The following is a 21,857-nucleotide window of genomic DNA, read 5'->3' as shown; positions in this document are numbered from 1 at the left end:
CCGATGCGGGTGTTGCTGACGGGGCACAAGGGCTACCTGGGGACGGTGATGGCCCCGGTCCTCGCCGCCGCCGGTCACGAGGTCGTCGGCCTCGACTCGGGGCTGTTCGAGGACTGCCTGCTCGGGCCCAAGCCGGCCGACCCGGCCGGGGTGGCCGTCGACCTGCGCGACGTCACCGTTTCGCACGTCGAGGGCTTCGACGCCGTCATCCACCTCGCCGCGCTGTCGAACGACCCGCTGGGCTCGCTCGCGCCGGACCTGACCTACGACATCAACCACCACGCGTCGGTAAAGCTCGCGAAGCTGGCGAAGGAGGCCGGAGTCGGGCGGTACCTCTACGCGTCGACCTGCTCGGTGTACGGCGCGGGCGGCGACAAGCTCGTCGACGAGGACGCCCCGCTGAAGCCGGTGACGCCGTACGCCGAGTCGAAGGTGCGCGTCGAGGCCGACGTCCACGAGCTGGCCGACGACGACTTCACCCCGGTCTACATGCGCAACGCGACCGCGTTCGGCTACTCGCCCCGGCTGCGCGGCGACATCGTGCTGAACAACCTGACCGCGCACGCGCACCTGTCCGGCGAGGTGCTGGTGCTCTCCGACGGCACGCCGTGGCGGCCGCTGGTGCACGCCCAGGACATCGCGCGCGCGTTCACCGCCGCGCTGACGGCGCCCAAGGAGGCCGTGCACAACAAGGCCTTCAACATCGGCACCGAGGACAACAACGTCACCGTCGCGGAGATCGCCCAGGAGGTCGTCGAGGCCGTGCCGGGCTCGACGCTGAACATCACCGGCGAGGCCGGCTCCGACCCGCGCTCGTACCGCGTCGACTTCTCGCGCTTCCGGTCGGCGATCCCCGGCTTCACCTGCGAGTGGTCGGTCAAGGACGGCGCCGTCGAGCTCATCGAGGCCTACCGCAAGTTCGGGCTGACCCGCGAGTCGTTCGAGAAGCTGTTCACCCGGCTGGCCTGGCTGCGCAGCGAGGGCGAAGCCGGCCGCGTCGACAACACCCTGCGGCGGCACTAGTGGCGGGCGCGCAGCTGCGGACCGGGGCGGAGCTGCACGCCCTGGTCGAGCGGCTGTACCCGATCTGCCGCAGCATCACCGGCGACGGCGTGCGGCGGACCCTGGACATCATCGGCGAGCACATCGCGCTCGAGCGGCACGAGGTCCCGACCGGCACCCAGGTGCTGGACTGGACGATCCCGCAGGAGTGGAACATCCGGGACGCGTACGTCGCCTCTCCTGACGGCTCGCGCGTCATCGATTTCCAGGAGTCGAACCTGCACGTCGTCGGGTACAGCGTCCCGGTGAACGAGCGGATGCCGCTGAGCGAGCTGCGGGAGCACCTGCACACGCTGCCGGACCAGCCGTCGTGGGTGCCCTACCGGACCAGCTACTACGCCCCGGCCTGGGGTTTCTGCCTCGCGCAGGAGAAGCTCGACGCGCTGCCCGACGGCGAGTACGACGTCGTCATCGACTCGACCCTGGCCGACGGTTCGCTGACGTACGGCGAGCACGTCGTGCCGGGCCGCGTCACCGACGAGGTCATCGTGTCGTGCCACGTGTGCCACCCGTCGCTGGCCAACGACAACCTGGCCGGCATCGCGGTGGCGGTGTCGCTGGCGCAGCAGCTGGCCGAGTCGCAGCCGCACTACACGTACCGGTTCCTGTTCATGCCGGGGACGATCGGCTCGATCACGTGGCTGGCGCGCAACGCCTCACGGATCGAGAAGGTCCGTCACGGCCTGGTGCTGGCCTGCGCGGGTGACCCGGGATCGTTGACGTACAAGAAGTCCCGCCGCGACGACGCCGAGATCGACCGCGTCATGCAGCACGTGCTGCGGTCGCGCGAGCACCGGGTCGTCGACTTCTCGCCGTACGGCTACGACGAGCGCCAGTTCTGCTCGCCGGGCTTCAACCTCGGCGTCGGCTCGCTGACGCGGACGCCGTACGCGGGTTACCCCGAGTACCACACCTCGGCGGACAACCCGGGGTTCGTCTCGCCGGCGGCCATGGAGGACACGCTCGGCGCTCTCCGCGACGCGTTCGGCGTCCTGGACCGCAACCGCCGGTACGTCAACCTCAGCCCGTACGGCGAGCCGCAGCTCGGCAAGCGCGGGCTGTACGACTCGCTCGGCGGCCGCAGCGACGCCAAGCAGGCCCAGATGGCCATGCTGTGGGTGCTCAACCTCTCCGACGGCGAGCACAGCCTCCTGGACATCGCCGAGCAGGCCGGGCTGCCCTTCGACATCGTCGACGTCGCCGCCCGCGCCCTGCACGACGCCGGTTTGGTCAAGGAGTGAACGTGGCCAACCATCGCCGGGCCCCGCGCTCGCTGCTCCGGAACGGCGCCGTGCGCGCCATGGCCGGGCGGCTGAGCTGGGGGCTCGGCGACCAGGCGGTGTCCAGCCTGACGAACTTCGCGGTCGGGCTGTACGTGGCCCGCTCGCTGGGCACGTTCGCGTTCGGCATCTTCAGCCTCGCCTGGGTCACCTACGGCGTCGTCTTGAACGTTTCCCGGGGCCTGGCCACCGACCCGCTGATGGTGCGGTTCAGCGCGGTGCCGGAGGACCGCTGGCGCCTGGGGGTCGCCAGCGCTTCCGGCACCGCCATCGGCGTCGGGTGCGTGACCGGGCTGATCAGCCTGGTCGCCGGGCTGGCGGCGGGCGGCCCGCTCGGCAACGCTTTCGTCGCGCTCGCCGTCGTCCTGCCGGGCCTGCTGCTGCAGGACGCCTGGCGGTTCGCCTTCTTCGCGCGCGGCGCGGGCAAGAAAGCGTTCATCAACGACTGCGTGTGGGGCGTCGCGCTGCTCCCGGCGTTGTACATCGCCGCCCAGGTCCACACCGTGGTCGCGTTCGTGCTGGCCTGGGGCCTCTCCGGCGCGGTCGCGGCGATCTTCGGCTGGTTCCAGACCGGCGTCCTCCCGCACCCGCGCGAGGTGCTCGGCTGGTTCCGGACCCAGCGCGACCTGAGTGTCCGGTACCTGGTCGAGAACGTCAGCAACAGCGGCGCGTCCCAGCTGCGCGCGTACGGCCTCGGCGCCATCGCCGGGATCACCGCCGTCGGCGCGGTGCGCGGTGCCGAGCAGCTGCTCGGACCGTTCCTCGCCCTGCTCATGGGGCTCTCCCTGGTCACGGTCGCCGAGGGCGCACGGGTGCTCAAGCGGGCACCGCACCGGCTCAAGCACTTCTGCATGATCCTCGGCGGCGGACAGGCCGCCGCCGCGCTGTGCTGGGGTCTCGGCCTGCTGGTCCTGCTCCCCGACTCCGCCGGCCGCTGGGTGATGGGCTCGGTGTGGGACTCGTCGTCCCCGCTGATCCTCCCGGTCACCCTCGCCGTGGTCGGCGCAAGCTTCGCCACCGGCGCGGCCGCCGGGCTCCGGGCCCTGGGCGCCGCACCGCGGAGCCTGCGTTCGCAGCTGATCGCCTCCCTGTTCTACGTCACGTTCGGCATCACCGGCGCCTTCCTCGGCGGTGCGGCCGGGTCCGCGTGGGGCGTCGCGATCGCGACGCTCACCGGATCGGTCGTCTGGTGGTGGCAACTGCGGCTCGGCCTGCGGGAGTACGTGCCACCGGCCGTGGACGACGCCGGAGCCAACGAGACCACCATCGTCTTCGCGCCGATCGGGATGAACGAAACCACCGTGGTCTTCGAGCCGATCACACTGCCGATCAAGGAATGAGGACTCCATGACCACCGTCCCGCGGCTGAGCCTCGGCCTCCCGGTGTACAACGGCGAGGAGTACCTCGCCGAGTCGCTGGACGCCCTGCTCGGCCAGACCTACGAAGACTTCGAGCTGATCATCTCGGACAACGCCTCCACGGACGGCACCGACGAGATCTGCCGCCGCTACGCCGAGAAGGACTCCCGGATCCGCTACGTCCGGCAGCCGAAGAACATCGGTGCGACCCCGAACCACAACTACGTGTTCGACGTGTCCCGCACCGAGCTCTTCAAGTGGGTCTCCCACGACGACCTCTACGCCCGCGACCTGCTCAAGCGGTGCGTCGAGGCCCTCGACGAGCGCCCGGACGTCATCCTCGCTCACTGCGACCAAGCCATCATCGACGGCGACGGCCGCATCGTCCAGCCGCTCGAGTACACGCTGGACACCGCCTCCCCGCACGCCCCGGACCGCTTCCGCAGCATCCTGTTCGAGCCCGGCGGCGACGACTTCTACGGCGTCATCCGCGCCGACGTCCTCCGCCGCGTCAAGCCGCTCGACAGCTACCACCACGCCGACCGGACCTACTCCGCCGAGATGGCCCTGCACGGCGCGTTCCACCAGGTGCCCGAGCTGCTCTACTTCCGCCGCGACCACCCGGGCCGCGCGGAACGGGCCAACCCGACCATCCGGAGCCGGTGCGCGAACCTGGACCCGCGGCGCGCGAACCGGCTCCGGAACCCGACCATCCGCCTGCTCGGCGAGTACGTCTTCGGGTTCGCGGACCTGATCCGCCGCGCGCCGATCTCGGCCGCCGACAAGCGCGAGTGCTTCGGGCACCTCGGCGCCTGGCTGACCAACCGGGCTCGCTCCGGCCACGGCGAGCGCGTCGAGGACCGCGCGCCGACCGCCTCCGACGTCACCACGGTCAACGAGATCGTGGCGGGCCGGGAAGGCAGGCTCGCGTGAAGCGTGCCCCGCGCGTCGGCGTGTTCGGCCTGCTCGGCTCGGGGAACCTCGGCAACGACGGTTCCCTCGAAGCCGTGCTCGGCTACCTGCGCGCCGAACACCCGGACGCCGTCCTGACCGGTCTGGTGGGCGGCCCGGACGTGGTCCGCGAGCGGTACGGCGTCGACACCACGCCCCTGCACTGGAACCAGGCCGAGTACGAAACGGCGTCCGGCCTGCGCTCGATCGTCCTCAAAGGACTCGGCAAGCTGGTGGACATCGGCCGCACGGCCGCCTGGGTCCGCAAGCAGGACGTCGTCATCGTGCCCGGCATGGGCGTGCTCGAGGCGACGCTTCCCCTGCGTCCGTGGGGTTTCCCGTATTCGCTCTTCCTCCTTTCCGCCACCGGGCGGCTCTTCGGCACGAAGGTCGCGCTGGTCAGCGTCGGCGCCGACGAGATCAGCGCACTGGCCACGCGGACGCTCGTCCGCTGGTCCGGCCGGCTCGCCGCGTACCGCTCCTACCGCGACGACATCTCCCGCGACGCCCTGCGCGCCATGGGCGTCGACACCAGCCGTGACGAGGTCTACCCCGACCTCGCGTTCTCCCTTCCCACTCCGGCCGCCGGCGGCGAGCCGGGAACCGTCGGCGTCGGCGTGATGGCCTACTACGGCGGCAACGACGACCGGGCCGAAGGCGACCGGATCTACCGCCACTACGTCGACACGATGAACCGGTTCGTCGCGTGGCTCGTGGACCAGGGCAGGCCGGTCCGGCTGTTCATCGGTGATCGGATCGACCGGCAGGTCGTCGACGAGATCATCGAGAAGACCGCGTCCCCGCTGGTGACGGCGGCTTCGGCGGAGACCCTGGGCGAGCTGATGCACGAGATGGCGGCGGTGGACAGCGTGGTGGCCACGCGCTACCACAACGTGCTCTGCGCTCTGAAGGTCGCGAAACCGACTGTCGCGATCGGGTACGCGCCGAAGAACGACGTGCTCATGGCGGAGATGGGCCTCGACGGCTTCACCCAGCGGGCGAAGACCGTCGACTTCGACCGGCTCGTCGAGCAGTTCACCGAACTCGAAAACCGTTCGCCAGAACTGCGCCAGATCCTGGCGGAACGGAACGAGAACAACGCTCAGCGACTCAAAGACCAGTTCGCCGCCCTTTCGGCGGCCCTCTTCGGGGGTGCGCGATGAAGGCCATTCCGGTGCCCGAGATCGAGGGCGTGTACCTGTTCGAACCGACCCCCCACGCCGACGAGCGCGGCTTCTTCAGCCGGACGTTCGACCGCGAGGTCGTCGCGTCGGTGGGGATCGACCCGGACGGCTTCGCCCAGGACAGCCTTTCCCGTTCCCGCAAGGGAGTCGTCCGCGGGATGCACCTGCGTGGCGGGGCCGGCGAGGCGAAACTGGTGCGCTGCTCGCACGGCGCGATCTTCGACGTCGTCGTGGACCTTCGACCGGATTCGCCCACATTCCGCAATGTCAAAACGTTCGAACTTTCCGGTGATACGCAGGTTTCCGTGTACATCCCGGCGGGCTGTGCGCACGGATTCCAGTCACTCACCGATATCTCGGACGTCTCGTACCGTATCGATCGGCCCCACGACCCGGCCGAAGACATCACAATTTCGTACAAAGACCCAGAATTGGACATTTCGTGGCCACTGCCGGTCACAATGGTCAGTGACCGGGATGAGCGCGCGCCGTCTCTCGGAGAGGCGTTGAAACCAACGAGGTGACCCACATGGGAACGAACTTGCCCCGCTCCACGGAGGCGAACGAGCGGCTGCACCGGGTCATCCCGGGAGGTGCGCACACTTACGCCAAGGGCTCGGACCAGTATCCCGAAGGGATGGCTCCGGTCATCTCCCACGGTCTCGGCGGCCACGTCTGGGACGTCGACGGCAACGAGTACATCGAATACGGCGCCGGTCTGAGAGCGGTCAGCTTGGGCCACGCCCACCCGCGGATCCTGGACGCGGTCCGCGGCGAGCTCGGCAAGGGCAGCAACTTCATCCGCCCGTCGATCATCGAAGCCGAGGCCGCCGAGCGGTTCCTGGAGAACGTGCCGACGGCCGACATGGTGAAGTTCACCAAGAACGGCTCGGACGCCACGACTGCCGCGGTCCGGTTGGCCCGCGCCGCCACCGGCCGCCGGCTCGTCGCCAGGTGCGCCGACCACGCCTTCTTCTCGACCGACGACTGGTTCATCGGCAGCACGGCGATGAACGCGGGAATCCCGGACGAGACGACCGAAGCGGTCGTGTCCTTTCCGTACGGCGACTTGCAGGCCACGGAAGAGCTGCTGCAGCGCCACGAGGGCGAAATCGCGTGCATGATCCTGGAGCCGGCGGCCGCGGTCGGCCCGCCGCCGGAATACCTGCAGGGCCTGCGGGAGCTCGCCACGCGCCACGGCGTGGTGCTGATCTTCGACGAGATGATCACCGGGTTCCGCTGGTCCGCCCACGGCGCCCAGGGCCTCTACGGTGTCACCCCGGACCTTTCGACGTTCGGCAAGGCGCTGGGCAACGGCTTCGCCGTCTCCGCGCTGGCCGGCAAGCGGGAGCTGATGGAGATCGGCGGGCTGCACACCGACCGGGAACGGGTGTTCCTGCTCTCGACCACCCACGGCGCCGAGACGCACTCCCTCGCCGCCGCGATCGCGGTGATGGACGTCTACCGCGACGAGGACGTCATCGCGCGGCTGCACGCCCTCGGTGACCGGCTCGCCGCCGGGGTCCGCGAGGTGGCCGCCGGGATCGGCGTCGGAGACCACGTGGTCGTCCGCGGGCGCTCCAGCAACCTGGTCTTCGGCACCTTGGACGAGCAGCTCAAGCCGTCCCAGCCGTACCGGACACTGTTCCTGCGCGAGCTGGTGAGCGGCGGGGTGCTCGGGCCGTCCTTCGTGGTCAGCGCCGCGCTCACCGAGGCGGACATCGACAAGACCATCGACGTGGTCGCCCAGGCCTGCACGGTGTACCGGAAGGCCCTCGACGCGAACGACCCCACGCCGTGGATGGGCGGGCGCCCGGTGCAGCCGGTGTTCCGCAAGTTCGCCTGACCCGGGATCGACGCCGGCCGGCCGGGGAGTTCGCTCCGGCCGGCCTTCGCCGTCTTCTCGCCCCACGGGCGAGCCGGATTCACCCTCTGGGTCCGATGAGGACACTTGAGGGTGACTGTCTTCCGGCCCGTTCGTGCGTAACTTCCGTCCATGGGTAGATCTCGTGCGGTTCTCGTCGCTGCTTGCTCGCTCCTCATCGCCGTGGCCTGCCCGGCGATCGCGCGGGGCGCCGACGGGCCCGGACCGGTGTGCGACCACCAGCCCGCGAAGCACGAGGAAGCGCCTCCAGGGGCCGTCCCCGTCGATCCGGGCGTCGACGGAGACCTCTCGGCCAAGACGGCGGCGAACCCGCCCGGCACGACGTTCTGGCTCCGCCCCGGCACCCACACGCTCGGCACCGACCGGTTCGGCCAGGTCGCCCCGAAGGACGGCGACGTGTACCTCGGTGCGCCGGGCGCGGTCGTCGACGGCCGCGGCGTCAACCAGGCGGCCTTCACCCAGCGGGCCCGCGACGTCGAACTCCACGGGCTCACGATCCGCGGGTTCGCCGCGCTCCAGGACCAGGGTGTGGTGAACCACGACTCCGGTGACGGCTGGCTCATCGAGAACACGACCATCGAGGACAACGCGGGCGCGGGGCTGATGGCCGGGGCGCGCCAGGTCGTCCGGCACAGTTGCCTGCGCAACAACGGTCAATACGGGCTCAACGCCTACCAGGCCGGCGACGGCATCACCGGGCTCGTGCTGGAGGGCAACGAGATCACCGGCAACAACACCGGTGACTGGGAAGCCAAGGTGCCGGGCTGCGGGTGCAGCGGCGGCGCCAAGTTCTGGGCCGTGAACGGCGCCGACATCAGCGGCAACTGGGTCCACGGCAACCGCGGCGCCGGCCTGTGGGCGGACACGGGCAACAACGACTTCCTCATCGAGGGGAACCTGTTCGAGGCCAACGACGCCGAGGCACTGTTCTACGAGACCAGCTACAACCTCGTGCTGCGCGGCAACACGTTCCGCGGCAACACGCTGGTGCAGGGCCGCGCGTTCGCGGCGCGCGGCGACAACTTCCCGGCCGCGACGGTGTACCTGTCGGAGTCGGGCGGCGAGCCCCGCGTGCCGGCGCGGACGTCGGCCGTCGACATCAGCGGGAACACGTTCGAGGACAACTGGGCCGGGATCACGTTGTGGGAGAACGCCGACCGCTTCTGCAGCAGCCCGGCGAACACGTCTTCGGGTTACTGCACCAAGGTGGCTGCGCAGTCTTCGTGCGCGGCGGGCAGGATCGAGAAACCACCGGCGTACGACGACTGCCGCTGGAAGACCCAGCGAGTGGAGGTTCACGGGAACACCTTCCGGTTCGATCCCAAACGGGTGGGCTGCACGAGCCTCTGCGGGCGGATGGCGCTGCTGTCGAACTACGGGACCTTCCCGGACTGGTCTCCCTACAAGGGAACCGTCGTGGAAGAGGCGATCACCTTCCAGCAGGGCAACCGCTGGCACGACAACTCCTACGCCGGGCCGTGGACCTTCGTCGTGCATGACACCTCCAGGACGGTCGACACTGCGGGCTGGCGGGCGGAGCCCTACTCGCAGGACGAGTGCTCTTCGTTCGACGGCGGGACCGCCGGCTGCTGATCAGGAGCTTGCCGAGGGGGTCCGACACTTTTCGTCGCGGCCTCGGTTTTTGATCCCTCTTTTGGTTGCTACCAAAGGGAAAAATCGCGAACGGAGAATTCCGGACAGCCCGCACTTCACCCATTTCAGTGATGGCGTTCGCACGGGTGTTCGGTACCGTCGAAGACATGTCCGCCATCCCCGCACCCCTCGACCGCGACGCGATCGACGTCGTCCTGTTCGACGCGATGGGCGTCCTCTACTCCTCCGCCGACGACGTCGGTGACTTGCTCGTGCCCTACCTCCGCAGCCACGGCAGCGTGCTGCGCCGGGAGGAGATAGTCCAGCTGTACGAGGAATGCAGCCTCGGCAAGATGTCCTCGTCCGACTTCTGGGCGAACGCCGGCGCGTCCGGCGCATCGGACGAGGAGTACTGCCGGAACCACCGCCTGACCGAAGGCGTGGTCGCGGTCCTCGCCGAGCTCGACGCGACCGGAGTGCGGCTCGGCTGCCTGAGCAACGACGTCAGCGAGTGGTCGAAGCTCTTGCGTGAGTGGTTCGGCCTCGGCGAGTACCTGACCGACTGGTTCGTCAGCGGCGACACCGGAGTACGCAAACCCGCCCCCGAAGCGTTCACCGGCGCGTGCCGCCGCCTCGACGTGGCGCCGAACCGGATCCTGCTCATCGACGACCGCGCGGAGAACGTCTCGGCCGCACGCGCTGCCGGCCTGCAAGCGCTGCGGTACGGCACCACCTCACTGTCCACAATGGAAGAATTGCGGAAGGAGCTCAGACCGTGGTGAAGCGCGCGCTCGGCTCGCCCCGAAGACGTCCCACCGGCAGGCGCCGGTTGCAGAGCACCAGCAGCAGGTCCTGGGCCAGGCCGGTGACCGGGGTCCCGCTGCCGTACGACCAATCGAGGTCGTCGGCACGCAGGCAAACGCCGGTGAGATCAGTGCCGAAGTACTTCACCTGCTTCGGCTTGACTCCGCCGAGCACCACTTCCAGCCGGTCCAGGGGCACGCGGCGATCCAGCTCGAGGGCGGTCGTGATGTCGAGGCCGTGGATCACATCGTGGCTGAGGGCACCCTCCGGCCCGCCGCCGGGCGGCTGCCACGGGTGGCCGGCGTTGTCCCGCAGCGAGGCGACGAGGACATCCCGCGAAAGCTCGGCGGCCTCCTGCCGAGCCACGCGATCGGCCATCCGGTTGAAGCGCCCCGCGGACTTCACCATCTCGCGCACGAACCGCCCGGCCGAGAACCGGAAGGGCATGGTCATGTGGGCGACAACCTCTGGGACCCGCCAACCGGCGCACAGGGTCGCCGAAGCCCACTCGGCCGGCGTCAGCGCACCGAGCAAGCTGGCCAGCTCCCGCCGCTCGGCGGCGATCATGTCTTGGATCATCGGTCTCTCCTTCGCGGGTAGGTCACTCCACCGACGAACGAGAGCGGCCCAGACCGACAGTCAGATTCCGCATCGGAGCCCGCTCAATCCGCGCGCTACCCCGAGGCCAGGCTGAGCCAGGGCCCGCTGCCGCAGTGGGCTCGGAGGCCCGGCCGGAGCAGATCCGGAGGGCCAGGAGGGCAGGGCAGGAAGGTCGAAGGCCGAGGCGAAGCCGAAGGGTTGGGACCAGGCCGTCCCCGGGCGGCCAATCACCAGGACGGCAGGGCTGGGATCACACACCGGAGGCGAGCAGCGGTCCGCGCGGCGTTTGGCCGACCGCGATCAGCCCGCCAAGCACGCTTCCTCGCCACCCAGCAGCCCCACCACCAGCCGGGCCGGCTTGAGTACCCCGTCAGAAAACACACCCTGCCGGCACAGCGAACCCAGCTAACCCCTGACCAGCGTCACAGCCGTTCGGCTGCGCGGTCCACCACCCACGCCGTCGCCGGGACCGCCGCCAACGCGGCACAGAACCCACCCACCGCATCCGTCGGGTAGTGCGCTCCCAATGCCACCTCGGCCCAGCCCATCGCCACCCCGGCGACCAACGCCAGCCCCAGCACCAAGACCACCGCCGGCGCCCGGCCCAACCCCAGCCGATCCGCCACCAGCAGCGCGATCACCACCGCCAGCGCCGTGGCCAACGCCGTGTGCCCGCTCGGATACGAGAGGAACTCGCCATGAATCGTGCGCCCGATGATCGGCTTCAGCGACGTCGTCACCGCCACCGTGACCGCCACGCCGAGCACCGTCAGCACCGCCGCCCGGATGCGTTGGGCCAGGAAGCACACCAGTGCGAGCACTGCGACCAGGATCGTCGCCCCCACCGGCTCGCCGCCGAAGTCGATGACCAGGGCCACGTATCGCCACGGCGGCCGGACGCCGTCGATCGACGGGAGGACCGCCGCGTCGATGCCCGTCAACCCCGAGTCGTGGAAATGGAGGATGCCGAGCGCGACCAGCACCGCCGTCGCGAGGGCAGCCGTCATGGCCAAGGGGGCGCGCAACGCGGCCGGCACGGCTGCGGGCGCCTCACGGACCAGCTGCCTCACCCGTGCGCCTCGATGGCCGCCTCGTACCCGGTGATCAACCGGTCCAAGCCGACCGCCGGGGTGAAGTCCTTCTCGTACCGGACGCGGGCCGCCTCGCCCATCTCGCGGTTGCGGTCGCCGGCCACCTTCCTCAACTGGTTCGCCAGCGAGGCCGGGTCGTTCGGCGCGTGCAGGAGACCGGTGACGCCGTCGTCCACCAGTTCCGGGAACGCGCCGTGGGATGCCGCCACCGTCGGGACGCCCGCGGCCATCGCCTCGACGACCACCAGACCGAACGCCTCCAGCCACGTCGACGGCGCCACCACCGCCACCGCGTCGGCCGTCAGGGCACGGCACTCCGCCTTGTTCCGGAGACCCACGTACGACACGTCCGCGCGGCCGGCCGCCCAGGTCGCGACCTCGTCCTGCATCGGGCCCGTACCGGCGATGACCAGCGGCACGCCCAGGGCTCCGCCGAGGCGGTCCCACGCCCGCATCAGCAGGCCGACCCCCTTCTCCTCGGTGACGCGGCCGAGGAACAGCACGTGCTTGCCGTCGCCGGTGCGGCGGACGCCGGGGTCGGTGACGAAGTTGTGCTTCACCGCCATCCGCTCGCCGGGCATCCCGGCCGACACCAGGAGGTCACGTTGGGCCGCCGAAATGCAGAAGAACCGGGCGATGCCCGTCCACCACCGGCGCCGGTTCGCGGCCGTGCTCGCCGCCATCGGGAGCGTCGCCACGCGGGAACCGCGGTAGCAGCCGTGCTTCACCGCCGGCAGCGGTGCGCCGCCGACGCACTCGGTGCAGATGCGGCCGTCGCGGTGGAGCGTGCCGGGTGGGCAGACCATCCCGTAGTTGTGCAGCGTCGCGACCGCGGGCACCCCCGCGTCCGCGCAGGCCGCGACCACCGACGGCGACAGCAGCGGGAACGTGTTGTGGATGTGCACGACGTCCGGACGGGACGCGCGCAGCCGGGCGGCGAGCTCCTTCCGCACCGCCGGGTTCCACGGCACCGTCAGCGGCACCGCGGCCTTGCGGGGCAGCGACATCGACCCGATGTCGTCGCTGCGGCGTTCGAACAGCGACACCTGGTGCCCGCCCTCGGCGAGCAGCGTCACTTCGGCGTCGACGACGTTGTTCTCGCCGCTCGGCTGCTCGGACCGGTACCGGTTGTGCACCACGAGCACCTTCACGCGACTGACCCCTTCGCCGGGATGAATGCTTGTTCGTCGGACTGCGGCACCCCGCGGACCAGTAGCGACGCGGCCAGGGCCAGGTGCAGCAGGTACGGCGACGCGTCGCCGAGGCCGGCTTCGGTGTAGGAGGCCGAAAGGCAGTAGGTGATCAGGAAGATCGCGCACGCGCGAGCCAGCGACGGCGGCCGCAGCACGGCCACCACGACCAACGTGAGGAGGAACCCCGCCACCAGCGCGATCCCGACGAAGCCCTGCTCGTGGTAGATCGCGAGCCAGCTGTTGTCGATCGGCAGGCCGTCGTAGGACTTGTCCGTCAGCCCGACCCCGAAGATGTACTCCGACGTCGTCCGCGGGGCCTCCAGCAGCGCGTCCCACACCTTCGCGCGGCCGGTCAGGCTGGAGAAGTTGTCCGCGCTCTGCCCGCGGAGGAACCACGCCTGCAGCGCGCCCGCCAGCACGACGCCGGCGACCCCGCCGACGCCGACCGTCCAGGCGAACACCTTCCGCGCGCGGGCGCTGGTCAGCAGCATCGACAGGAAGGCCACGGCCAGCCCGGCGACCAGGCCGAGCGTCGCCGTGCGGGTGTGCGTGAGCAGCAGCAGCCCCAGCGCCGGCACCACGATGTACAGCGCGCCACGCCATGTCGTGCGGCGCCCGAACCAGAGCAGGAGCGTGAGCCCGGAAATGACCGCCGCGTACTGGCCGACCTGCGGCGGGGTCAGCGGCCAGATCGCGCCCGAGAGCCGGCCGCCGTACTCCTCCGGCATCGCGTTGCCGGGCGAGACCACGAGACCGACCGCCACCGACGCGAGCACGAGGGCGTACGTGCGGATGTGGGCGCGGACGAACGTGAACCCGCCGTCCCACCAGCGGGTCAGCAACCAGAGCGTGGAGACGAACACCGTGAGCCGGAAGCACCGGAACAGCGCGCCGGCGCCCTCCTGCAGGTCGGCGCTGGACAGGATGCTCGACACCAGCAGCAGCGTCAGCAGCAGCAGGTACGCGCTCGGCCGGATCCGCAGGTGCTTGTTCAGCACCAGCGCGATCACGAACGCCGTCATCAGCGCGCCCATGGTGACCAGCTGGCTGACCGAGCGCGGCAGCGGAATGACCGTCTTCGCGCCGGTCGAGCCGAGCGTGTTGACGATCAGCAGGGCCCACGCCAGGGCCGCCCACTTCGGTGTCGCCGACGCGGGTTCGATCGCGGCGTCGCCGCGGATGCCCGCGATGCCGGTTTGCGCCGCCATGTCAGCCCCCGCCCTGTGCGGTATACGTGCTGCCGGTGTCCTGCGAGTACGGCGAGCCTTCCCACTCGCCGACCTCGAGGATGCGGTCGGTCGTGTACGCGATGAAGGTCCACGGGCCGGCGTAGCTGTTGTCGTGCCAGCGGTTGTCCTGCTTGTACGTGATCGCTTCCTGGACGACGTCGCCCTTGTACGGCGACCAGTCCGGGTAGGTGCCGAAGTTGGAGAGCAGCCCCATCCGGCCGCACGACGCCTGGCAGCCGACGACGGCCGGGTCCAGGACGAACTTGTTGTCGTGGATGTCGACGTGCTGGGTCTTCCAGCGGCAGTCGCTCAGCAGCGGCCCGCTCGTGATGGCCGGGTCCGCGCACGTCTTGACGTCCGGCACCAGCCGGGTGCAGTCGCCGGAGCTGGTGTTGGCCGGGCTGTTGCAGTAGCGGTCGGCGTTCTCCCACAGCGTGATCCCGGACCAGTTGTTCTCCAGGTAGTTGCGGGAGATCTCGATCTTCGCCGTCCGCGCCTTGACCCGGGGCTCGCCGCCGGACTCGGAGATGTAGATCGCCGGGGTCGGGAAGTTGTCGCCCTTGTCGGCGTACCTGCGGCCGTCGACCCAGTTGTTCTTGCGGATCGTGTTGTCGCGGATGACCGCGTTGTAGCTGATCTCGTAGATCAGCGCGGCGCTGTCGTTGTTCTCGATGAGGTTGCCCTCGATGAGGAAGTCGTTGTTGTTCGTGTCGGCCCACAGCCCGGTGCCGTGGTTGTCGTGCACCCAGTTGCCGCGCACGTCCGCGCCGTTGACGTCCCAGAACTTGACGCCGCCGGTGCAGCCGCAGCCGTCGACCTTCGCTTCCCAGTCGCCGGTGTTGTTGCCGGCGATCTCGTTGCCCTCGACGACCAGCGCGGTGATCGGGGTGGTGCCGGAGAAGGCGTTCATCCCGTACTGGCCGTTGCGGCGCAGGCAGTTGCCGCGCACCTGCTGGCGCGCGCCCGCCATCAGGCCGGCGCCGTCGTTGTCCTGGATGGTCGAGTGCTCGATCACCCAGCCGTCGCCGGAGTCGTGGTTGACCACGCCTTCGTCGCGGGGCGCGGCGAAGCCCTGGACGGTCAGGTAGGTGAGCTTGACGTTCGTCCCGTGGCCGGTGAACGCGTACTGGTTGATCTTCCGGCCGTCGACGACCGCGCCGGGCGCACCGATGTAGACGTCGCCGTCCTTGGGCGAGACCTGGTCGTACTTGTCGTCGCCGAGGATGTGCTTGCCCGGCTTGAGCCAGAACGTCGTGCCGGGGCCGGCCGCGCGCGTCTTCGCGGCGAGGTCGCCCGGCACCCCCGGGTCGACGGCGACCGCGCCCGCCGGAGCGCTCACCGGGCCCGCCGGCTCCTTGTCGCAGACCGCCGCGACCGACCCGCTGGGAGCGGGGGTGGCCTGGGCCGGACCGGTGGAGTCCGGGCCGCTCGAGCACGCCGCGACCGTGAGGAGGACACCGAGCAGCGGAGCGGCACGGCGGAGTCGGGAACGGCGGGCTGTCACGGGCGGGTCCTAACTGAAGCGGAGCAGGGTGGCGAGGTGTTGTCCGGGGGTGCCGGAGCCGACGAGGGTGGTCGACGGCTCCTTGCGGCCGAAGCCCGCGGAGTACCAGCCGAGGGGTGGGTCGAGCTCACCGCGATGGGCCGCCCACGACAACTCGGGCGGCAGTTCCATGACGGCGGTGTGCACCGGGGCCACGGCGCCGGCGGCGATGCCCGGCCAGCGCAGGTGGGCGACGTTCCCCTCGATCCGGACGGTGACCGCCGGGCCCAGGTGGAACGCCAGGCGCGCGGCGGGGCGGGTGTCGCCGAGCACTTCGTCGACGATCTTCAGCACGTCGCCGTCGAGATCGACCGTGCGACGGTGGACCGCGGGTGCGTAGCCGTCGTGGGCCGCCGTCCAGCGGGACGGGCCCTCGTCGGGGGTGCGCACGTCGAGCACCTTCGTGACCGCGTGCCGCGTCCACAGGAACGGCCCGCCGGACACCGACTGGTCGGTCCCGGCGAGTTCGAGGGTGTTGTGGCCGAGCGTCGACCGGAAGTACGACCGCCACCGCGGCTCGCCGTGGTAGCAGAAGGTGCCCGGGTCGGCCAGGACGTCGACGCCGTCGTGGCGGACCTCCACCGACAGCGCGTCGGCGTGGGCGTGCGCGGCGATCGACAGGAAGCCGTGGGGACCGCCGTCGCAGCGGGCCCAGATCCGGCCCGACCGCAGGATCGTCATGCCCGCGTCCCGCAGGTGCGCGGGACGGCGGGCAGCACGGACGCCCGAAGCACGAGGAGTCCGGGACGCCAACGAAGCCAGCAGCGGCGTGCGGACGTCTTCGCCCGGGATCGGCGGCCACCAGCCGAGGCGGCCGAACAGCGCCTCGCCGGTCGCCAGCAGCGACGCCCAGCGATCCGTCTCGAGACCGTCGACGATCAGGCCGAAGCCGTCGTCGGCGTCGCCCTGCCGCGGCGGCCGGAGCCGGTTGTCCACAATGGACGCCAGGGCGTCGGTCATCCGGAGCAGGACGTTCCACGTCGAATCGGGCACCGGCGTGCCCGCCGCGTCGGCCTCCACCGCCGCCGCGAGCCCGAGCTCCAGGACCAGGCCGTGGTACTCGGACGCCAGTTCGGCGTTCAGCCCCGAAGCGAAGGTGTTGCGGCCCAGCTGGACGTCCAGCGAGCGCATCGCCTCGGTCCGCCAGCGCGGCGACTCCGGGAACCAGCCGAACGCGCACGCCGCGGCCAGCAGCCCAGCGTCCTCGGCGATGACGTGGTTGTTCGCCGACGAGCCGTGGCTGCGCAGCGTCGAAAGCCAGTTCTGGTGGTGCCACAGCTGCAGCTGGAAGTCCGGGTTGTCTTCGAACAGCTCTCCGGCGCCGGCCCAGCCGTCGAGCAGGCGGCGCGTCCAGACCCACGACAGCAGCCGGATGCCGAGTTCGATGCCGCTCACCCAGTGCGGCCCCCGCAGCGGCGGGTTCTCGGCCCACCACGAGCGCAGGTGGGCGGCGGCGCGCGCGGCGTAGCCCGAGTCGCCGGTCAGGGCGTACGCCGCGGCCAGCACGGTGAGGTGCTGGTGGCGCGACGGTTCCCAGATCTGCTTGATGTCGCCGACCGTGTCCTCCGACCGGTACGGCACGTCGAAGGCGTACACGTCCGAAGGCGCGCGGCGGCCGGTCTTCGGGTCGACGAACCAGTCCGGCGACTCCAGGTCGGTACGGACCACGCCGAAGTACTCGGCGCGGCCGGCCATCAGCTCGTCGGCGGTGGCCAGCAGCCGCTTGACGGCCTCGCCGGGCACCTTTCCCAGCACGCCTTCCGGCAGCGCGGCGGTGAACCGCGGGTGCGCCGGCCAGTCGGGCGGCGTGGGCAGTGCGGTCCGCCACTGCCGCTGGACGACGGCATGCCGGGCACGGCCGACGACCTCGGCCGGCCCCATCCGGGACAGCCGGCGCAGGTACCAGCCGGGACTCATCATGATCCGGCACCTGCCTTCCGCGGCAGCTCGAGTGCGCCCCGCGCCACGCACGTCACGCCTGGACCCCCGCCTTGCCCGGCAGCTCGATGCGGACCGGCGCCGCGTTCGAGACGCTTGCCTGTGCCGCGAGCGTGGCCAACGTCGTCGCGGCCAGCGAAGTGACCGGGATCGGCATCGGGCCGCCCGTTCGCACCGCCGTCAGGAACGCGTCGACCTCGGCGGCCTGGCCCTTGTCGCGGCCCTTCGGGATCCGGGAGCTGGCCCACTTCTTGCGCGAGTACACCGACGCGCGCACAAAGTCGTCGAACTTCAGGACCTTGCCGTCGGCCGTGAGGTCGAGCGTCTCCTTCGGAAAGCCGGACGAGCCGGTCTCCGCGTAGGTGATGACGGCCGTCGAGCCGTCCGGGTAGCCGAGCGTCACCTGGACGTCGCCGGTGGCGTACACCGACACCGGGTCGGCGTCGAGCAGCCAGCTCACCGTGTCGATGAAGTGCCCGCCCTCGCCGGCGAAGCGGGAGCCCTCGGTGGCGGTCTGGTTGTACCAGCTGCCGTGGTCGAGGCGGCCGGCGTTGACCAGGTACCGGACCGTCGCCGGGCCGACGCGCGGGCCGAACTGGCCGCGGGCCTCGTGCAGCAGCGGCGCGAACCGGCGGTTGAAGCCGACCTGCAGGCGGTCGTTGCCGGACTCCTCGATCGCGTCGAGGACCTTCTGCAGCTCGGCAGCGGACAACGCCAGCGGCTTCTCGACGAACACCGACTTGCCCGCCAGCAGCGCCTGGCGGGTCAGCTCGGCGTGCGAGCTGTGCCTCGTCACGACGAAGACGGCGTCGATGGACGAGTCGCCGAGGACGTTGTCGATGTCCGTCGACGCCGAAGCGAAGCCGAACTTGCGCTTCGCGTTGGCGCCCGAAAGAGCCGACGTCGTGGCGACATGCTTGAGCTGCACATCCGCACGCTCGGTCAGGTGCGGCAGCAGCATCGACGACGCGTAGTTGCCCGCGCCGATGAAGCCCAGCCGCACGGGCTGCCCGGCCGGCAGCGGGGCGGCCTTGTGCTCGATCAGCCCGACCCGGGCGGACGTGACCACGGGCTCCGTGCGAGCGACCGCATCCGGGTAGCGGAACAGCACCACCACCGCCTTGAGCGACCCCTCGTTCAGCGCCTGGTACGTCGAAACCGCGTCGGAGAAGTCCGAGACGTGCGTGATCAGCGGCTCGACGTCGAGGCGGTCGCGTGCGATCAGGTCGAGCACGCACTCGAGGTTGCGGCGCTCGGTCCAGCGGACCTGGCCGATCGGGTAGTCGCGGCCTTCGAGCTCGTACGACGGGTCGTAGCGGCCCGGGCCGTACGAGCGGGAGAACCGGACGTCCAGTTCCTTCTCGTAGTAGGCGTTCCACGGCAAGTCGAGCTTGCACTTGCCGATGTCGATGACCCGGCCGCGGTCGCGCGACAGCTTCGCGGCCAGCTCCACCGGGTCGTTCGTGTTGCCGCCCGCGGCGAGGTAGGTCTGGTCGACGCCCGCGCCGTGGGTCAGCTCGTCCACGGCGGTGTCGACGATGCCGGACGCCGGGTGCGCGCAGGTCAGCGCGCCGAGGCTCTCGGCGAGCTTGCAGCGTTCCGGGTCGGGGTCGACGCCGACGACGCGCACGCCGGACGACGTCAGCAGCTGCACCACGAGCTGCCCGATCAGGCCGAGCCCGATGACCAGGGCGACGTCGCCGATCTGCGGCTCGCCGCGGCGGACGCCCTGCATGGCGATCGACCCGACGGTGCCGAACGCCGCGTGTCGGGGGTCGACGCCGGCCGGGACGCGCGAGTAGAGGTTCTTGGGCACCCAGTTCAGCTCGGAGTGCAGTGCGTGCTCGTTGCCCGCGCAGGCGACGAGGTCGCCGACCGCGACGTCGGTGATGCCGTCGCCGACCTGCTCGACGATGCCGCACAGCGAGTAGCCGAGCGGGGTGTAGGAGTCCAGTTTGGACGTCACCTTGCGGTAGGTCGCCGAGAGGCCGTTGGTGGCGACGCTCTGCATGACCTTCGCGACCTGGTCGGGCCGGGCCTTCGCCTTGCCGACCAGGGACAGGCTGGCCTCGGACACCTTCATCATCTCGGTGCCGGTCGAGATCAGCGAGTACACCGTCCGCACCAGCACGCCGCCGGGCTTGCAGGCGGGTTCGGGGACCTCGAGGAGCGCCAGTTCCCCGCTCTTGTAGTTCTGGACTACCTGCTTCACTTCGCTCCCGCTCCAGACATCGCGTTCCGGTACCAATACTCAAGAGTCAAGACGTGCCAGAGGTGCTTGCCGCGGTCCTCCTGGCCGGCGGCGTCCTCGGCGACCATGCGCTGCAGCGCCTCCCGCTGCAGAAATCCCGAGGAAACGAGCACCCCTTCGTTGACGACTTCGCGCACGAGCGGCGCCAGGTCGCGGCTCATCCACGCTCGCAGCGGCGCGCTGAACAGGCCCTTCGGCCGGTGCACGATCTCGCTGGGCAGGATGTTCAGCGCCGCGTTCTTCAGCGCGACCTTGCCCGCGCGGCCGACGATCTTCTTGCTGCCCGGGATCTTGAAGGCGGCGCGCACGACCTCGACGTCGACGAACGGCGTCCGCACCTCGGTGGACGCCGCCATCGTCGAACGGTCGGTGTAGGTCAGGTTCAGGCCGGGCAGGAACATCCGCGAGTCGGCCAGGCACATGCGGTTGACGAAGTCGTCGAGCGCCTGGTCGTTGTACGTGTCCGCGTGCTCGGTCAGGACGTCCTCGACCTCGGGCGCGAAATCCGGGTTCACCAGCGAAAGCAGCTCGGCCTGGTCGTACATCGTGTAGCTGCGCCGGAACGCCGTCTCCTCGGGCAGGCCCGCGAACGACAGGAACCGCTTGGCGAACCGCACCGACCGGTACCCGCGTTTGGCCGACGCCACCGGCAGCCGGTCCACAATGGACTCGACCGGCCGCCGGACGGCACCGGGCACCTTGTGGTAGCGCAGCGCGATCAGGTTCGCGAGGTGCTTGCGGTAGCCGGCGAACAGCTCGTCGGCCCCCATCCCGGACAGCATCACCTTGACGCCCGCCTCGCGGGCGGCCGAGCAGATCAGGAAGGAGTTGATCGCCGCCGGGTCGCCGATCGGCTCGTCGAGGTGGTGGATCATCTTCGGCAGCAGGTCGAGCACCTGCGGCGCGATCTCGATCTCGTGCAGGTCGACGCCGAACTTCTGCGCCACGATCCGGGCGTACTTGAGGTCGTCCGGCATCGCCTCGAACTTGGCGTCCTCGGCGCGGAACCCGATGGTGTAGGCGGAGATGCCGGGCTGCGAGCGTGCGGCCAGCGCCGTCAGGTAGCTGGAGTCCAGCCCACCCGAGAGGAACGTCGCGACCGGGACGTCGGAGAGCAGGTGCTTGGCGGTCGACTCCGAGATCACCTCGTGGAGGTCGACTTCGCCGTCGAAGGCCGCGCCCTCCTCGGCGACCTCCCGCAGCGACCAGAACCGGCCTCGGTCGAGCTGACCGTCCGGACGGCAGCGCAGCCACGTGCCCGGCTGCAGCTTCTCCGCGCCCTGGTAGGCGCAGCGGCTGTCCGGCACCCAGTAGTAGAGCAGCGACGCGATCAGCGCGGCGTTGTCGACCTGCAGCGACCCGCCCAGCTCACCGGCCAGCGCCTTCAGCTCGGAGGCGAAGGCGACCCCGCCGGCCCGCGGCACGAAGAACAGCGGCTTGATGCCCAGCTGGTCGCGGACCAGGAACAGCTCGCCGGTGCCTTCTTCGAACATCGCGAAGGCGAACATCCCGCGCAGCTTCGGCAGGCAGTCCGTGCCCCAGCGCCGCCACGCCTGCAGCAGCACCTCGGTGTCGGACGTCCCGCGGAACCGGACGCCGGCCGCGGAAAGCTCGGCCCGCAGCTCCGGGGCGTTGTACAGCTCGCCGTTGTAGCTCAGCGCCAGACCGTCGAGGACCATCGGCTGGGCGCCGGTCTCGGACAGGTCGATGATCGACAGTCGCCGGTGCCCCAGGTGGACCGAGCCCGCACCGACGGCGTGGTCGTAACGGCCGGAGCCGTCCGGTCCGCGGTGGGCCAGGGTCTTGGTCAGCCGGTCGGTCAGCGGTCCGCCGTCCGGCCAGAGATAAGTGCCTGCGATGCCGCACATCTCGAGTGGGTCCCCTTCGGTAGCGG

General features: G+C 70.5%; 17 protein-coding genes. 9 read left to right on the top strand and 8 right to left on the bottom strand.

All coding sequences use genetic code 11. The features are described from left to right. The first annotated feature begins 3 nt into the window (after positions 1-3). The 9 genes from AB0M83_RS08225 to AB0M83_RS08185 all read left to right on the top strand — a co-directional run bounded on the left by AB0M83_RS08225 (position 4) and on the right by AB0M83_RS08185 (position 10,096). Positions 4-1,023 carry an SDR family oxidoreductase gene (locus AB0M83_RS08225; protein WP_364514317.1) on the top strand — a complete coding sequence of 340 codons (1,020 nt, stop codon included), beginning with the start codon at positions 4-6 and terminating at the stop codon, positions 1,021-1,023. Further along, complete coding sequence (locus tag AB0M83_RS08220) at positions 1,023-2,303, top strand: DUF4910 domain-containing protein (protein WP_364514314.1); 1,281 nt, start codon at positions 1,023-1,025, stop codon at positions 2,301-2,303. The genes AB0M83_RS08225 and AB0M83_RS08220 overlap by 1 nt, the downstream gene beginning before the upstream one ends. A gap of 2 nt (positions 2,304-2,305) precedes the next feature. Continuing rightward, positions 2,306-3,682, top strand: a complete 1,377-nt coding sequence (locus AB0M83_RS08215; protein WP_364514312.1) for a hypothetical protein — start codon at positions 2,306-2,308, stop codon at positions 3,680-3,682. 7 nt (positions 3,683-3,689) lie between these two features. After that, complete coding sequence (locus tag AB0M83_RS08210) at positions 3,690-4,634, top strand: glycosyltransferase family A protein (RefSeq protein WP_364514309.1); 945 nt, start codon at positions 3,690-3,692, stop codon at positions 4,632-4,634. Continuing rightward, a complete protein-coding gene (locus tag AB0M83_RS08205) occupies positions 4,631-5,815 on the top strand; it encodes a polysaccharide pyruvyl transferase family protein (protein WP_364514306.1) in 1,185 nt (394 codons plus the stop codon). The genes AB0M83_RS08210 and AB0M83_RS08205 overlap by 4 nt, the downstream gene beginning before the upstream one ends. Beyond that, positions 5,812-6,360, top strand: a complete 549-nt coding sequence (locus AB0M83_RS08200) for a dTDP-4-dehydrorhamnose 3,5-epimerase family protein (RefSeq protein ID WP_364514303.1) — start codon at positions 5,812-5,814, stop codon at positions 6,358-6,360. The genes AB0M83_RS08205 and AB0M83_RS08200 overlap by 4 nt, the downstream gene beginning before the upstream one ends. Before the next feature lie 5 nt (positions 6,361-6,365). Beyond that, positions 6,366-7,682, top strand: coding sequence for a glutamate-1-semialdehyde 2,1-aminomutase (locus AB0M83_RS08195; protein ID WP_364514300.1), 1,317 nt, complete (start codon positions 6,366-6,368; stop codon positions 7,680-7,682). Positions 7,683-7,832: 150 nt separating this feature from the next. Further along, the gene (locus AB0M83_RS08190; protein ID WP_364514297.1) at positions 7,833-9,314 is read left to right on the top strand and encodes a right-handed parallel beta-helix repeat-containing protein; all 1,482 of its coding nucleotides are present in this window, start codon (positions 7,833-7,835) and stop codon (positions 9,312-9,314) included. 167 nt (positions 9,315-9,481) lie between these two features. Next, positions 9,482-10,096: an HAD-IA family hydrolase gene (locus AB0M83_RS08185; RefSeq protein ID WP_364514294.1), complete on the top strand. Its 615-nt coding sequence runs from the start codon at positions 9,482-9,484 to the stop codon at positions 10,094-10,096. Here the strand turns inward: AB0M83_RS08185 and AB0M83_RS08180 are convergent. The 8 genes from AB0M83_RS08180 to asnB all read right to left on the bottom strand — a co-directional run bounded on the left by AB0M83_RS08180 (position 10,083) and on the right by asnB (position 21,831). Then, positions 10,083-10,697 carry a maleylpyruvate isomerase family mycothiol-dependent enzyme gene (locus AB0M83_RS08180; protein ID WP_364514292.1) on the bottom strand — a complete coding sequence of 205 codons (615 nt, stop codon included), beginning with the start codon at positions 10,695-10,697 and terminating at the stop codon, positions 10,083-10,085. The two genes, AB0M83_RS08185 and AB0M83_RS08180, sit on opposite strands and share 14 nt — an antisense overlap. 443 nt (positions 10,698-11,140) lie before the next feature. After that, positions 11,141-11,788, bottom strand: coding sequence for a phosphatase PAP2 family protein (locus AB0M83_RS08175; protein ID WP_364514289.1), 648 nt, complete (start codon positions 11,786-11,788; stop codon positions 11,141-11,143). Continuing rightward, the gene (locus tag AB0M83_RS08170) at positions 11,785-12,960 is read right to left on the bottom strand and encodes a glycosyltransferase family 4 protein (RefSeq protein ID WP_364514286.1); all 1,176 of its coding nucleotides are present in this window, start codon (positions 12,958-12,960) and stop codon (positions 11,785-11,787) included. The genes AB0M83_RS08175 and AB0M83_RS08170 overlap by 4 nt, the downstream gene beginning before the upstream one ends. Further along, a complete protein-coding gene (locus tag AB0M83_RS08165; RefSeq protein WP_364514284.1) occupies positions 12,957-14,210 on the bottom strand; it encodes an O-antigen ligase domain-containing protein in 1,254 nt (417 codons plus the stop codon). Before AB0M83_RS08165 ends, AB0M83_RS08170 begins: the two co-directional genes overlap by 4 nt. A 1-nt stretch (position 14,211) precedes the next feature. After that, positions 14,212-15,735 carry a right-handed parallel beta-helix repeat-containing protein gene (locus AB0M83_RS08160; protein ID WP_364514282.1) on the bottom strand — a complete coding sequence of 508 codons (1,524 nt, stop codon included), beginning with the start codon at positions 15,733-15,735 and terminating at the stop codon, positions 14,212-14,214. Positions 15,736-15,744: 9 nt separating this feature from the next. Then, positions 15,745-17,694 (bottom strand): alginate lyase family protein, encoded by a 1,950-nt coding sequence (locus AB0M83_RS08155; RefSeq protein ID WP_364514279.1) that lies wholly within the window; start codon positions 17,692-17,694, stop codon positions 15,745-15,747. Between the two features lie 52 nt (positions 17,695-17,746). Further along, positions 17,747-19,924 (bottom strand): bi-domain-containing oxidoreductase, encoded by a 2,178-nt coding sequence (locus AB0M83_RS08150; protein WP_364514276.1) that lies wholly within the window; start codon positions 19,922-19,924, stop codon positions 17,747-17,749. After that, positions 19,921-21,831: an asparagine synthase (glutamine-hydrolyzing) gene (asnB, locus tag AB0M83_RS08145; protein WP_364514273.1), complete on the bottom strand. Its 1,911-nt coding sequence runs from the start codon at positions 21,829-21,831 to the stop codon at positions 19,921-19,923. The genes AB0M83_RS08150 and asnB overlap by 4 nt, the downstream gene beginning before the upstream one ends. Between the last annotated feature and the right edge of the window lie 26 nt (positions 21,832-21,857).

The organism is Amycolatopsis sp. NPDC051106 (genome assembly GCF_040682775.1).
In the GTDB taxonomy this organism is placed as follows: Bacteria; Actinomycetota; Actinomycetes; order Mycobacteriales; family Pseudonocardiaceae; genus Amycolatopsis.
This window is presented reverse-complemented; position numbering and strand designations above follow the sequence as displayed.